This is a genomic window from Saccharopolyspora phatthalungensis, assembly GCF_014203395.1.
Lineage (GTDB): Bacteria > Actinomycetota > Actinomycetes > Mycobacteriales > Pseudonocardiaceae > Saccharopolyspora > Saccharopolyspora phatthalungensis.
In genome coordinates this window covers 2,305,531-2,318,223 of record NZ_JACHIW010000001.1, presented here as the reverse complement: position 1 = coordinate 2,318,223, position 12,693 = coordinate 2,305,531, and the positions used below count along the sequence as shown (strand labels likewise).

The 12,693-nt window shown below is 66.7% G+C and carries 14 protein-coding genes and 1 tRNA gene; 11 read left to right on the top strand and 4 right to left on the bottom strand.

The window, feature by feature from the left end:
* Positions 1-113 precede the first annotated feature (113 nt).
* Positions 114-734, top strand: coding sequence for a YigZ family protein (locus BJ970_RS10390; RefSeq protein WP_184726066.1), 621 nt, complete (start codon positions 114-116; stop codon positions 732-734).
* 39 nt (positions 735-773) lie between these two features.
* Here BJ970_RS10390 and BJ970_RS10385 read toward each other — a convergent pair whose 3' ends face one another.
* Positions 774-1,400, bottom strand: coding sequence for a TetR/AcrR family transcriptional regulator (locus BJ970_RS10385; protein ID WP_184726065.1), 627 nt, complete (start codon positions 1,398-1,400; stop codon positions 774-776).
* Between the two features lie 113 nt (positions 1,401-1,513).
* Between BJ970_RS10385 and BJ970_RS10380 the strand changes: the two genes are divergently transcribed.
* Positions 1,514-2,707 carry a DUF418 domain-containing protein gene (locus tag BJ970_RS10380; RefSeq protein ID WP_184726064.1) on the top strand — a complete coding sequence of 398 codons (1,194 nt, stop codon included), beginning with the start codon at positions 1,514-1,516 and terminating at the stop codon, positions 2,705-2,707.
* 168 nt (positions 2,708-2,875) lie between these two features.
* Positions 2,876-3,427 (top strand): chorismate mutase, encoded by a 552-nt coding sequence (locus BJ970_RS10375; RefSeq protein WP_312864193.1) that lies wholly within the window; start codon positions 2,876-2,878, stop codon positions 3,425-3,427.
* A 17-nt stretch (positions 3,428-3,444) separates the two neighbouring features.
* Here the strand turns inward: BJ970_RS10375 and BJ970_RS10370 are convergent, their stop codons facing one another.
* Complete coding sequence (locus BJ970_RS10370; protein ID WP_312864192.1) at positions 3,445-4,611, bottom strand: serine hydrolase domain-containing protein; 1,167 nt, start codon at positions 4,609-4,611, stop codon at positions 3,445-3,447.
* Between the two features lie 149 nt (positions 4,612-4,760).
* On the opposite strand from BJ970_RS10370, the gene BJ970_RS10365 reads away from it, so the two are divergent.
* From BJ970_RS10365 to BJ970_RS10355, 3 genes are all read left to right on the top strand, one after another.
* Positions 4,761-5,216: a nitroreductase family deazaflavin-dependent oxidoreductase gene (locus tag BJ970_RS10365; protein WP_184726062.1), complete on the top strand. Its 456-nt coding sequence runs from the start codon at positions 4,761-4,763 to the stop codon at positions 5,214-5,216.
* A gap of 210 nt (positions 5,217-5,426) precedes the next feature.
* Positions 5,427-5,978, top strand: coding sequence for a flavoprotein (locus tag BJ970_RS10360; protein WP_184726061.1), 552 nt, complete (start codon positions 5,427-5,429; stop codon positions 5,976-5,978).
* A 275-nt stretch (positions 5,979-6,253) separates the two neighbouring features.
* Positions 6,254-6,589 (top strand): hypothetical protein, encoded by a 336-nt coding sequence (locus tag BJ970_RS10355; RefSeq protein WP_184726060.1) that lies wholly within the window; start codon positions 6,254-6,256, stop codon positions 6,587-6,589.
* A gap of 193 nt (positions 6,590-6,782) precedes the next feature.
* Here BJ970_RS10355 and BJ970_RS10350 read toward each other — a convergent pair whose 3' ends face one another.
* Complete coding sequence (locus tag BJ970_RS10350; RefSeq protein ID WP_184726059.1) at positions 6,783-7,856, bottom strand: MerR family transcriptional regulator; 1,074 nt, start codon at positions 7,854-7,856, stop codon at positions 6,783-6,785.
* A gap of 775 nt (positions 7,857-8,631) precedes the next feature.
* Between BJ970_RS10350 and BJ970_RS10345 the strand changes: the two genes are divergently transcribed.
* The 3 genes from BJ970_RS10345 to BJ970_RS10335 all read left to right on the top strand — a co-directional run bounded on the left by BJ970_RS10345 (position 8,632) and on the right by BJ970_RS10335 (position 10,224).
* Entirely contained in the window at positions 8,632-8,961 is a 330-nt protein-coding gene (locus BJ970_RS10345; RefSeq protein WP_184726058.1) for a prevent-host-death family protein, read from the top strand.
* Positions 8,958-9,317: a type II toxin-antitoxin system RelE family toxin gene (locus tag BJ970_RS10340; RefSeq protein ID WP_184726057.1), complete on the top strand. Its 360-nt coding sequence runs from the start codon at positions 8,958-8,960 to the stop codon at positions 9,315-9,317. The genes BJ970_RS10345 and BJ970_RS10340 overlap by 4 nt, the downstream gene beginning before the upstream one ends.
* Positions 9,318-9,945: 628 nt before the next feature.
* Positions 9,946-10,224, top strand: a complete 279-nt coding sequence (locus BJ970_RS10335) for a hypothetical protein (protein WP_184726056.1) — start codon at positions 9,946-9,948, stop codon at positions 10,222-10,224.
* Positions 10,225-10,789: 565 nt separating this feature from the next.
* On the opposite strand, the gene BJ970_RS10330 is transcribed toward BJ970_RS10335, so the two are convergent.
* Positions 10,790-10,862, bottom strand: a tRNA-Lys gene (locus tag BJ970_RS10330).
* Positions 10,863-11,179: 317 nt separating this feature from the next.
* Here BJ970_RS10330 and BJ970_RS10325 point away from each other — a divergent pair.
* Together BJ970_RS10325 and BJ970_RS10320 are read left to right on the top strand one after the other, a co-directional pair.
* Entirely contained in the window at positions 11,180-11,824 is a 645-nt protein-coding gene (locus tag BJ970_RS10325; RefSeq protein WP_184726055.1) for a DUF4232 domain-containing protein, read from the top strand.
* Positions 11,825-11,987: 163 nt separating this feature from the next.
* Positions 11,988-12,605, top strand: coding sequence for a superoxide dismutase family protein (locus tag BJ970_RS10320; RefSeq protein WP_184726054.1), 618 nt, complete (start codon positions 11,988-11,990; stop codon positions 12,603-12,605).
* The last annotated feature ends 88 nt before the right edge of the window (positions 12,606-12,693 follow it).

Genomic DNA, 12,693 nt, shown 5'->3' with positions numbered 1-12,693 from the left:
CCTCCACGTCACACCCGCTTCACCGCGCTGACCTGCAACGTTCGCCGAAATGGCAGGATGTCGGGCAGCGGCGCTGCGCGGCAGTGACCGGCACCACCTGGCGGAGGGAACCGATGCGGACCATCAAGCGGCCGGGCGAGCACGAGCTGGAGGTGAAGAAGTCTCGGTTCCGGTGCGCGCTGGCCCGGGTGACCACCGAGGCGGCGGCACGGGAGTTCATCCAGCAGCGCCGCAGGCTGCACCACGATGCCCGGCACCACTGCTCGGCGTTCGTCCTCGGCGACTCCGGCGAATTCCAGAAGTCCAGCGACGACGGCGAGCCGGCGGGCACCGCGGGCGTGCCGATGCTGGAGGTGCTTCGCCGCAACGAGATCACCAACGCGGTCGCGGTGGTGACGCGGTACTTCGGCGGGGTGCTGCTCGGCGCGGGCGGCCTGGTACGTGCCTACGGCGGCGCGGTGTCGGCCGCGCTGGACCACGTCGGGCTGGTCGAGCGGCGTCCGGTCCGCACCGTCACGACCACGGTCGACTACCTGTTGGCCGGGAAGCTGGACAACGACCTGCGCTCGGCCGGTTACCAGGTTGCCGACACCGACTACCAGGACGCCGTCCGCTTCCGGATCAACGTCCCGGACTACGGGGTGGACGACTTCCGCACCTGGCTGGCCGAGGCCACGGGCGGTGCCGCGCAGGCGACCGTCGGCGAGCTCGGCTATGCCGAGATCGAATCCTGATCGGCTGGGGCTGGTAATCAGGCCTGCGGCGCCGGGCACTCACCGACGCGCACGGGAGTCCGCCGTGGACGTTCCGAAGAGGCGGTCGAGGTGGTAGTCGATGGCGCCGATCGCCGCTTCGCCGGTGCGGTGGCCCAGTAGCAGGCCGACCGACAGGCCGTCCGGGATGAGCAGCAGCGCTTCGGCCTCCCGCTCCGGGTCCCGGTCCGCGGGGAGTTCGCCGGACTCCTGCGCGGTCCGGAGTTCGGCGGCCACCCAAGCCTCCAACTGCGGCCACCACTGGCGGTAGTCCTCGGCGAGTTCCGGTGCGCCGAGCGCGCGCAGGAAGAACGCCACGTGGGTCAGGTATTCCATCCGGCTGTCCTCGGACAGCGCCAGCATTTCGAGCATCAAGGTCCGCAGCACGACCCTCGCGTTCGGCTGCGTCGACTCGCTCTCCAGTCGCTGCCGGATCCGCTGCGCCGCGCGGTTGTTCACGTGGTTCATCGCGAAGGTCAGCATCTGGTCCTTCGACTTGAAGTAGTGCTGCACCGCCCCCATCGAGACGCCCGCTTCCGCGGCGACGTCGCGGAGGCTCACCGCCTCCAGGCCGCCCCGACTGGCCAGCCGCATCAGCGCCTCGGCGATCTGGATTCGCCGGGCCTCGTGGTCCACCTGCTTCGGCACGCTCCGCCTTTCCAATGCAAATGCATTGCAAACCATCGCAACCCCGGTTTACCATGCACTTGCATCGTAACCCTCCGTGTCCACGAAGGCCGATTCACGCTACTGGGGAGTCCATGACCGCCCTACAACACGCGCCCACCTCCAGCCGGATCGCCGCGATAGACGTCGTCCGCGGCCTCGCCATCCTAGGCACGCTGGGTACCAACATCTGGATCTTCACCGACCCGGACGGACCCGCCGGGCTGCTGACCGTGGTGGAGACCGGGACGATCACCGCGAACGTCGAGGCGGCGATCCGATTCCTGGCCAACGGCAAGTTCCTGGCCCTTCTCACGCTGCTGTTCGGCATCGGGCTGGAGCTGCAGTACCGGTCGGCGCTGCGACGTCGCGGGCGTTGGCCCGGCTGGTACCTGTGGCGGGCGGCGCTGCTGTTCGGCGAGGGCCTGATGCATTACGTGCTGATCTTCGAGTTCGACGTGCTGATGAGCTACGCGGTGACGTCGATGCTGGTGGCATACCTGATCGGCCGCAGCGAACGGGTGATCCGGGGCTGGACGGTCGCGACGGTCTCGCTGCACGTCGCATTTCTCAGCGTGGTCACGTTCGGCCTGCTCACCGGGCACGCATCGATGAACGGGACGCATTCGGACCGGTACGCCTCGGGCAGCTACTTGGAGCAGGTCCTCGCGCGGCTCACCGGCTGGGGTGCCTTCCGGGCGGAGGCCATCTTCATCATCCCGATGTCGGTGGCGCTGTTCCTGATCGGCGCCCGGTTGTATCGCGCGGGCGTGTTCGCGCCCGAGGGGCAGCGGCTGCGGAACCGGCTGATGCTGTTCGGATTCGGCGTCGGCGTGCCGTTGAACCTGGTCACGGCGTACGCGGGGCCGGATTGGTTCATGGTGGACCGTTACCTGCTGCCGCCGACCATCGCGCTGGGCCTGCTGGGCCTGATCCCCGCGGTGCTCGGTGCGATGCGCGGCGCTCCGGGGTTCGTGCGGCGGGGCCTGACTGCGGTTGGCCGGACTGCGTTGTCCTGCTACGTCTTCCAGAACCTGGTCGCGACGATCCTGTGCTACGGCTGGGGATTCGGCCTCGCGGTGCGCTTCGACTGGGCCCGCCCGTGGTGGGTCATCGCGGCCTGGGCGGCGATCTGCGCGACTTTCCTGACCCTGTCGACGTGGTGGCTGCGCCACTTCGAACGCGGCCCCCTGGAAGCGGCGTGGAACTGGGCTTACCGCCTCCCACAACGGAAAAAGACCCCGGAGTCCATCGACGGCCGGTCACCGCGCGATATCAGTCGATGCTGATCTCCGGCACGTCCTCGATCTCATCTATCCCTCCGCGCCTTCGGAGCCGATCCGGATTCGCGACGCCGCGAGGTGGGGCCGGCGTTAGAAAGCCGTTGCCCCCGTTAGTGTTTCAGCGATTTCTGGGCAGTACCCTGGCGCGGCTGGATCGTCGATCAGGAGGTTCGCGTGCGCTCACTTCTCCTCGCCTGCACCATCGTCGCCGCGCTGGCGTTTCCGGCGCATGCCACTGGAGAGGAGTCGCTGGATCCGCTGCTTCGGTCGGCCGCCGAGCGGGTCACGACGTCGGACCAGGTGGCGGCGGCCAAGTGGGGCACCGGCCAGCCGATCGACGACCCCGCGCGCGAGCAGCAGGTACTCGACGTCGTCGGGCGCAAGTCGCTGGACTTGGGCATCGACCCCGACGAGGCAAAGAGGATCTTCCGGGATCAGATCGAGGCCAGCAAGCTCGTCCAACGCGCCCTGCACGAGCGTTGGGCCGCCGATCCCGACGAGCAGCCCACGGAACGCCCCGACCTGGGCGAGATCCGGCCGGTCATCGACCGCCTGAACAACGAAATCCTGCAGGAGCTGCGCGATACCCGGCAGCTGCGCGAACGGCCGTCCTGCGGTGGCCGGCTGACCAGCGCCTTCCACCACACCCGCACCGACCTGCGGCTGGGCGCGCTGCACCAAACCGGGCTCGCCCGAGCGATCCCCTCGATCTGCACCGGTCCCTGACCCCGGTGGCGATCGCGTCAGTCGTCGAGGGCTTGGTACGTCGTGGTGCGGAAGTCGGCGAAGTGGGCCGGAGGCGTGGCGGAATCCATCGCGCGCTGGGTCAGCATGATGCCGATCAAGTCCTCCGCGGGATCCGCGAAGGCGGTCGTGCCGAGCCCGCCCGCCCAGCCGAACTGGCCCGGCGTGGTAGTCAGATCGACCCGGCGGACGACGACGGCTAGACCGAACCCCCACCCCGCGTCCGCGCCGAGGATCGGCTGCGCATGGATCTTCTGCTGGGCGGTCAGCTGATCCGCGACCATCAGCTCCACGGCCGGCCGGGACAGGATCCGCTCCTGCCCGGACGTTCCCTTGGCCAACAGCATCCGGTAGAAGCGCAGGTAGTCGTCGACCGTCGAGACCAACCCGCCGCCCCCGGAGGGGAACTTCGGCGCGCTGTCCCGGGGATCGTCGCGCAGCTCCAGCTCGCCGCTCGGCCCGGCCTGGTAGCTGGGCGCCAGCCGGTGCAGCTGGTCGGCGGGAACGTGGAAGCCGGTGTCGCGCATCCCGAGGGGTTCGAAGATCCGCTCCCGCAGGAAGTCCGCGAACGGCCGGCCGGTGGCGCGCTCAATCAGCACGCCCAGCACGTCGGATCCGGTGTGGTAGAGCCACTGCTCACCCGGCTGGTAGGCCAGCGGCAGGTCTCCGAGCCGCCGCATCCACTCGTCGACGGACAGGTCGGGATTGTTCGGGCCCGGGGCCAGCCCGGCCTCCGCCATCGCCTGGAAGACCGGCGGTTCGCCCGGCACGTAACCGAGGCCGAAACGGAAGGTCAGCAGGTCTCGCAGGGTAATCGGGCGGTTGGCGGGCACCGTCTCGTCGAGCGGGCCGTCGACCCGCGCCAGCACTCGGCGATCGGCCAGCTCAGGCAGCAGGCCGTCGACCGGGTCGTCCAGCCGCAGCAGGCATTCCTCCACCAGGATCAGGGACGCCACCGCAGTGATCGGCTTGGTCATCGAGGCAATCCGGAAGATCGTGCCCCGCCGCATCGGCTCAGCTCCGCCGACCGCCTGCGTCCCGAACGCCTCGATCTGCGTCTCACCCTGTCGGCTCACCAGCGTCACCAGCCCCGGCATCGCACCTCGCGCCACATAGCCGGTCATGACGTCGTGCATGCGCGCCAAGCGCGCCTTCGAAAACCCCACTGCCCCTCCTCGTTGCGCACATCTGCGCCGAAACTTCGTTCTACGGGTATCGACCCGCCTGGCGCGAAAACTCATCGGTGCCGAAGTACCCGGTCGCGGTGCGGGGCATGCAGTGGTAGAAGAACGTTCGATCAACCGAGGAGACGACGATGGTCCGACGCATGCCGCGGTGGCTGGCCCGCGCCCCGATCCCGCTGTACCGGCACGGCCTGGGGTGGTTGCTCGGCAGCCGGATCATGATGCTGGAGCATCGGGGCCGGCTGAGCGGAAAACGCCGCTACGCGGTGCTCGAAGTCCTCGACCGCGAGCCCGGCGCGCTGATCCTGGTCTCCGGCTACGGACCGAGTTCCCAGTGGTTTCGCAACGTCGGCGAGACCCCCGAGGTCCGGGTGTGGCACGGGCATGTCCGCGCCACACCGGCCCGTGCCACGGTCCTCCCGGCCGCCGAGGCTCGCGCCATCCTGGCGCGATACCGCGAAGCGCACCCCCGTACCGCGACCTCCCTCGGCAAGATCCTCGGCGTCGCCGACCTGATCGACCCGGCGCCACTACCGCCCGACATCGCCGACCGACTCCCACTGGTCCGGATCCGCCGAAGCGACTGACCGACTCGCGCGTTGTTTCAGCCGCTGTAGCAACCAAAACGAGCGGCTCGACAACACCAAACCGCCTGCCGATAGGGCACTTCGCGGTTCGATCGTCCACTGTGGCGGGTCGGGCCTCCGGGGCTTCCTTTACGGCAAGTCGACCATCGGAAACGTAGCGGTCGTGGGTGCTCTGGCAAGGACCGGTCGCGCCCGCGACATACTGACCGGGTGGGTGCGCGGACTTTGGGCCTGATCGCAACGGCGGCCGGTGGCGTGGAGCGGATTCGCCCGGCGCTGATCGAACCGGCGATGGCCCGGGGCTGGCAGGTTGCCGTGACGCTGACGCCGACGGCTGGCAGGTGGCTGCGAGCGCTTGGCGAGACCGAGCGAATCGAGCAGGTGACCGGCCTGCCGTGCCGGGTCGAGTCCCGGTTGCCCAGCGACGGCCGACCGCACCCGCCGATCGACTGCTACCTAGCGTGCCCGACGACTGCCAACACGGTGGCCAAGCTCGCCCTCGGCCTAGCCGACAACCAGGCATTGACGACGCTCGGCGAGGCGATCGGCACACCGGAAATCCCGGTGGTGGTGTTCCCGAAAATCAACATCACCCAGGTCCGCCATCCGGCGTGGAAATCGCACGTGGAAACCCTGACGGCGGCCGGGGTCCGGCTCCTGACGGGCGACGAATACTGGCGCCTATACGGTCCCAGAAACGATCAAGCCCAAGAGATCCCCTGGTCAAGGATCCTCGAAGCAGCCGAAGCCACCATCGCTTAGCCAACGGAATATGGTGACCGTCGGTTCCCGGATCAGGACTCCGGGTAAAGAATGGGCCGCCGGCTGTTCGCTTCGGCGCGAGAAAGGTGTCAAGCACTGGAGTGGTGCTTTTCCACATCCACCCATGCCGTCCGGTACGGCTGACCTACCGTTCGACGGTGCGCCGGGTCATGTCGACCGCGTGACAGCACAACAGGTCATCGGCATTTGCCCTTGAGTTCCATAGTCCGCCGCTGGCCGACCGGAAGCGTCGAAGCTCTCAGTAGGCTGAGCGCATGAGTGACATCGTGGACTTTGGTGAAGTGGTTTCCGTACTGAAAGGTCGAGCGAGGTTCGAGCCCGGTCGCCCCAACGACACGGAGATCCAGGCGGCGGGCGACTTGATGGCGATCGAGGCCACGACGACGGAGACGGCGGATGATCCGGCCGCCGCCTTCGAGCTCGGCCGCAAGCTCTACGAGGACCTGCTGGTCGCAGCCAAAGGACGGTTGCACCCCGGTGCCCTCCAGCAGATTTGCGCCGTGTCCGTCCGCGACGAAGAAGACGACTCGGTGACGTGGGCTGGTGGGATTCGTCTGGTGCTCGCCGGCTGGTTCTCCGCAGCGAACTGACGCCCGCCCGAACCACCTGTACGAGAGGCCTCTGCCCTCACCCCATCGACCCGGTACGTCGAGGGGAAGCCTGCGATGACTACAACACTGGTTGTCGAGGCCTGCCCCTTGACGCGGCCGTCAGCCCTTGTGGAGGCCGATGAGGTGAGGGCAGAGCAACCACGCGCGCACCAAGCCCCTCAACCCGCTCCAGTTATTCGACGTTGATCACCATGGCCGTGACGTTGCCTTCGGCTCCACGCTCGACCGCACTTGTGACTAGTTGGTCTGCGGATTCTTGAGGTTCCACCTGCGATGCCAACACCGCCTTGATGTCGTCAGCGGACAGGGCTTTGAACAGGCCGTCGGTGCAGAGCAGGAGTCGGTCGCCGGCCTTGCAGGACACTCCTGCGTAGTCGACATCGGCGTCGGGACCGACGCCGATCGCTCGCGTAAGCACGTACCGATGCGGATGGATCTGGGCCTGTGCTTGGCTGATCTCTCCGGCGCGCATCAAGTCCGCGATGACAGTGTGGTCCTGTGTGAGCTGGTCAAGGCGCCCGTTGCGAAGGCGGTACAGGCGTGAGTCACCTGCGTGCAGGGCCACGGCGGCAGCGTCGGTGGTGATCGCAAGGGCCACCACGGTCGTCCCCATGGTTGCCTCATCGCGGTTGGCGTGCCGCCAGACCGCATGGTTGGCCTCCTGGTAGGCGTGGAGGAGCCCTGCAATGCTGCGATCTTTAGCGAAGCTGGCGTCGAGCGTGTCGAGGACGAGTCTGCTGGCAACCTCCCCGTATGCAAGGCCACCGATGCCGTCCGCGACCGCGAACAGCCCCTCGGCGACGAGAACGGCGTCCTGGTTGATCTCGCTTCCGCCCGGGTGAGTGGTTGTCCCTGCGACAAAACTGCTGGTCACCTCGGATCCTTTCGTTTGGATGATCGGTTGCGTAGACGGACGTGTTGGACCGAGGGCGAGGGCGGCTCGGGCTTCGGCCAGGGCCTGACGGCGGTCCGCCGAGGTTTGCACGATTTCGTGATCCCACCGTTCAAGCTGGCCCGCGTCGAGATGAGCGAAGAAGCTCGTGATGTCATCGACCGCGATGCCAGCCCGGCGAAGTAAGGCAATGATTCGAGCCTGGTGCAGCTGGTCGGTCGAGTAGTAGCGGTAGCCCGACCAGGCGTCTACGGCGGCCGGTACCAACAGGCCGACGGCGGCGTAGGACCGAAGCATCTTGGCTGACAGGCCGCACTGCGACGAGAACTCGCCGATGCTCAGTAGCTCATCCACGTTTCGAGCATGACCTCTACCCGCAGGGCAGAGTCAACACGCCCAACCTCTCCACGCCCTAGCCGCCAACGCTCCAGCCCCCGCGACGCCTCACAACTCGCACACCCGCGCCAAGACAGAACCCGCAGATCTCGGTTCCATGATCGACAATGTTTGCCGTTGTTCGCCGATACCTGCCGTTAGCTGCGCGGGTGGCAATCTCAGGTTGCGCGTGCCTGCCGTTGTTTGAACGTCATCTGCGGTTGATTCTTGGCAATTTCGTAGCAACTTTTCGCGCCGGAGGCGAGGTTCTTGGCGGGCCGCGTCACGTTGGGTACCCGTGACCGGCCTGCGCGGCTCCGGTGCTTCCTCCCACCGAACGGCTTCACTGCAGAACGCGCGTTCGAGTGACGCTACCGCCCGGTGCGTCGGGACTTTGACTCGGTGACGCGTGCTTAAAGTGACCGCATGGCCGTTTGGGGGGAGGACGGCGGCCTGGTCGACTGTGATTGGCTGGGCGTCGGCGTGCACTGTTGTGGTGCCGCGGGCGACCTCGGTGGCACCGTGATGGTTCCCACTGGCCGGGCCCACGAGGCTGCTCCTGATGCGGTTGAACAGGTGTTCATACTTCGAGCATTGGCGACACAAGCCGGAACCGCATCGAACCGACGTCAGAGCATCTGAACTGAAGGTTTCCTCCGGACACACGGCCAAGTCTTTGGACTTGACGCGTCTGTATATGATTCTAGACAGAGAGTTGACTAGCCGGAGTTGCCCGGAGCGGAGCGTTGTCACCATGAAGATCGAGCTCTCCAACACCCGCACGATCACCGAAGCTGCCAAGGCGGGCGTCAGCCGGTTGGTCGCCGACGCACGCGACAGCAATGAGCCCATCGTGCTGATGAGCAACAGCCGTGCAGTCGCTGGAGTGGTCAACCTCCGACGCCTCGAGCGGTTGCAGCACCTTGAGGAAGCCGAGTCCGACTTGCGCCTGCTGGCGCTCGCCTTCTCCCGCATGTTCACCGACACCGGCGAGCGCATCACCCTCGACAGCATGCTTGCCAAGGCTGGCATCGACCGTGCCGACCTTGACGACATCGAGTGCGAGGATGAGGCCGAGGTGTGAGCGAGGTCATCCTGACTCCGGAAGCCCAAGAGGATTTCCTCGATCTTGACCAATCCGCTCGGGAGGTAGTCGCCAAGGGACTGGTCAAACTGGAGACGTCGCCCGAACAACGCGGAGCTCCACTCGGCGCGAGTCTGAAAACCTTCCGCAAGTTGGTCGTAGGCAAGAAACAATACCGGATCATCTATCGAGTTGAGTCTGACGGAACGGTTGTGATCGTCTACGTCATCGGCCCCCGGTCAGACGACGAGGTATACAAGATGGCTCGTGATCGATTGGCGCTGCGCAGGGACTCACCTGCTCGGCGCGCCGCGATCGACATTCTTGACCAGGCCTTCACGAGCTCAGAGGACTGAAGGTAGGGGACGACAACGAGTGACCAAGCCCCCTGCCAGGTGTGCACAGGTCGGCGCGTCCGCTCGTAGTCGTCAGTTGTCGTTGTTCGCCGTTGGTTGTGGCACGTGTGTGCACCACCACCGCGAGAAACTTGTCAAGCTCATACCGCCCGCAAGCGTGGTTCAGGCGGGCTGAAAGGGTGAGGTCTGACGGCAGAAACCACGCCTGAGTGATCACTCCTCACCACTCCGCGGATCGGCACTACCTCGTCCATGGACCAGAGCCAGGCAACCCGCTACGCCGCCGGAATGCAGGCCTGTGCACCGGAAGTGGCAAGCCGAACCGTTGCCCACGTGCCCAGCACTGGTCCGTTGAACTGTCCAGGAGGACCCAAAGCGCTGGCGCCGTCGGCACGGAATTCGGCGGTTCGCACATCCGCATCTCGGCGGCCTGACCGTGCTTCTGGTACTCGTCCCTCCTGGTGCTCACCGAGCTTCGGTTCATTACGGCGGCCCCTGCGCGGTTCTTGGCCGCCTGCCTTCCTTTCCGCCCCGGCCGCCGGGACCGGCCGCCAGGCCGCACGCCCGGCGTGCCCCGGCCTGGTCGGGGCTTGCATACAGCAGCAAGCTGCTCCATCAGGGCGTTACCGTGCCCGAGAAATTCGTTCGCACCTGGGAAGCGGCATACCGCGCCTACGGTCAGGCATTCGAAATCGCCTCGTTCTCCTCGGGCGGCGATCCGACCGTAGCCCAGGGGGTGTCGCTCGCCTCGCGCCACGTGGCATCGGCCTGGCGCAACCTCGCGACTGTGCAGGATTTGCCGTGGTGGGTGCTGGCAGCACTGGGATCGGCGACAGAGGCGTTCGAGTCGCAGGCAACTCTGTGGGCTGGCCGCATCGAGGCAGGCAACACCAAGGGGACGCGGTGACTGCGGTGCACAGAGGCAGCGACGGCGAGCCCTTCGCGGTGACAGTGCACCCGCGCGCCAACGTGAGGATTCGGGTGGAGGAAAACTCGGTGCTTGCTATCGAGTTCGCCCATGACTGGAAGCCACCGGTCACGGTGATCCTTTCCCACGCGGTCGCAGCGAAAACGGCGATTACGCTGATCTCCTGCGCGCTGGCGGGCGAGTGGACTCCGCCTGCCAATCAAGGCAAATCCGGGCCACGCACAGGAGAAGAGGTCCCGCCTGCCCTGCCCGAACCCGACGACCAGATCCCACGACGACGGAGATGGTGACCGTGCGCGTGTTTCGCAAGACGGCCGCGACCATCCTCGACGAGGCGGGGCCGACGGCCCGTGTGATCGCCAATCGGCTCGGGCATTCTCGGCCGTCGATGCCGCAGAACATGTACATGAGTCGCAAGGCGATCAGTCGGGAACAGCCACGCTCTGGAGACAGCGCGGACGAGCCCCTAACGCTTTGTGTTGGAACGTGCGGCGGAGTGTCTCTGCAACAAAGAACCCCAGGCCGTGTGACCTGGGGTTTTGCGTGGGGCGCCTGGGGATCGAACCCAGAACCCGCGGATTAAAAGTCCGCTGCTCTGCCAGTTGAGCTAACGCCCCGCGCGCACAAGGTTACAAGGTCCCGACGATCTTGTGCGGTACTGGTCGGAGCTTCATGCCCGATGAAGATCACACCTCGGGTTCGTTGGGTCGGCGGGGCGCCAGAGATCTCCCCGCCTTCGGCTTTGTCGTGATCGCGATCTGCGGGCCGCGACACCACTGCGCCCCAACCGGTCGTGGCCGGGAGACAGGCTCTACCGGCAGGTCACGATCCCTTTTTGAATTCTTCTCGCATCGGTTGAGCAACCACGACGGCTCGTAGGCGTCTTCGGGATCAAAGGCTCGAAACGGTTCTTGCGCTAGACGAGAGGAACGACATGCCCAACCGGACTCGGATGCTGGGTGCCATCGCCGGACTGTTCACCGGGGCGCTGCTGCTAGCTGGCTGCGGCCAGCCCGTAAGCGACTCTGCCGTGTCTCCCAGCGAGGTCGGCTGGAGCTCCCGGACACCAAGCGGCGTGGCCACCTCGGCGAGCCTGGTCGACTCGAACAACAGCGCGCAGCCAACCGGCGCGAAGTGCTCGGCCGCCGACTTCGCGGTCGACCTGAACGTCCAGCCGGGCCGCCCCGGCATCCTGCTGATGGCCGTGACGAACAGGTCGACGTGGGTCTGCTCGCTCAACGGCTGGGCCGACGTCGTACCGCAGGACATGGCGGGCACCTCGCGCCCCGACGTGCCGAGCGAGCAGGTCGAGGTTCCCGGCGCGCCAACGGAAATCAGCCTTGCCTCGGGCGAAACCGCGTTCGCCGGGGTGCGCCTCGAACTCGGCGACAAGGCTGATGACCACACCGTGGTCACCACCGGCTTCAGGGCGCACCTGCCGGGCGCCGAAGGCACGGTGAACGCCGACATCATCGGCACGGGTGGCAGCGCCTACGGTGCGGGCTACCCCGAGTTCCCGATCAAGTCGATGCAGGTCGGCAGCCTCCAGCCCAGCGCCCAGGGTGTCACCGCCTTCTGAACAACTGCGCGCGGGCCCCGGACGGCGCGACAGGACACCGACGGCTTGCGGTCATACGCTCGGAGCAGTTCCCGGGACACCTGCGGGTGCCGGTGCCTACGAATCGGCGAGTACAGACAGAATCGACATCACTTCGTACTGCGACGACAAAGGACAGATGCTCATGTTTCAGCAGCGAAGCCGACTGCTCGGTTCGATCTTCGGCTTGTGCACGGCTGCCGCGTTGCTCGTCGGTTGCGGCGGCCAGCAAGGTGCGGCACCGCCTGCCACTCAGCCGAGTTCCCCGGGCGATCAATCCGCTTCGGCCAAGCAGACGTCGGCCACCTTCGAGCCCTACACGCAGGACGCCAAGGCGGTCACCTACGACCAAGCTCAGGTGCCGCCCGGATCCCACGTCAACCTGTCCTCGCAGCGTATCGACGGCCACACCAAGATCACCCTCAACGTCGAGGGCTTGCAGCCGAACCGCGACTACGGGGCCCATGTGCACACCAAGCCGTGCGGTCCAACCGGTGAAGACGCGGGCCCGCACTTCCAGGAGAAGGCCGATCCGGTGAAGCCGTCGGTCGACCCGGCCTACGCGAACCCGCGCAACGAGGTGTGGCTGGACATCCACACCGGTCCCCATGGCGGCGGTATGGCGACCGCAGAGGGCGACTGGTCCTTCGCCAACAGGCAAGACGCCCAGTCCGTCGTGATCCATGCGACGCACACCCACACCGAACCCGGAAAGGCTGGCACCGCAGGCGATCGCCTGGCTTGCGTCAACGCCAAGTTCTGAGCCGCTTCCGCGCCGCGCGCCGGTCGGGCGGCAGGCGCGCGGCAGCCGCAACCGAGCAACCGGGGCCCCGCGGCGCAGGTCACGGCGG

What these genes read in the sequence shown, in the direction of transcription:
- BJ970_RS10355 (WP_184726060.1), top strand. Translation starts at nt 6,254, where the DNA reads ATGAGTGACATCGTGGACTTTGGTGAAGTGGTTTCCGTACTGAAAGGT.
- BJ970_RS10380 (WP_184726064.1), top strand. Translation starts at nt 1,514, where the DNA reads ATGACCGCCCTACAACACGCGCCCACCTCCAGCCGGATCGCCGCGATA.
- BJ970_RS10390 (WP_184726066.1), top strand. Translation starts at nt 114, where the DNA reads ATGCGGACCATCAAGCGGCCGGGCGAGCACGAGCTGGAGGTGAAGAAG.
- BJ970_RS10320 (WP_184726054.1), top strand. Translation starts at nt 11,988, where the DNA reads ATGTTTCAGCAGCGAAGCCGACTGCTCGGTTCGATCTTCGGCTTGTGC.
- BJ970_RS10345 (WP_184726058.1), top strand. Translation starts at nt 8,632, where the DNA reads ATGAAGATCGAGCTCTCCAACACCCGCACGATCACCGAAGCTGCCAAG.
- BJ970_RS10325 (WP_184726055.1), top strand. Translation starts at nt 11,180, where the DNA reads ATGCCCAACCGGACTCGGATGCTGGGTGCCATCGCCGGACTGTTCACC.
- BJ970_RS10365 (WP_184726062.1), top strand. Translation starts at nt 4,761, where the DNA reads ATGGTCCGACGCATGCCGCGGTGGCTGGCCCGCGCCCCGATCCCGCTG.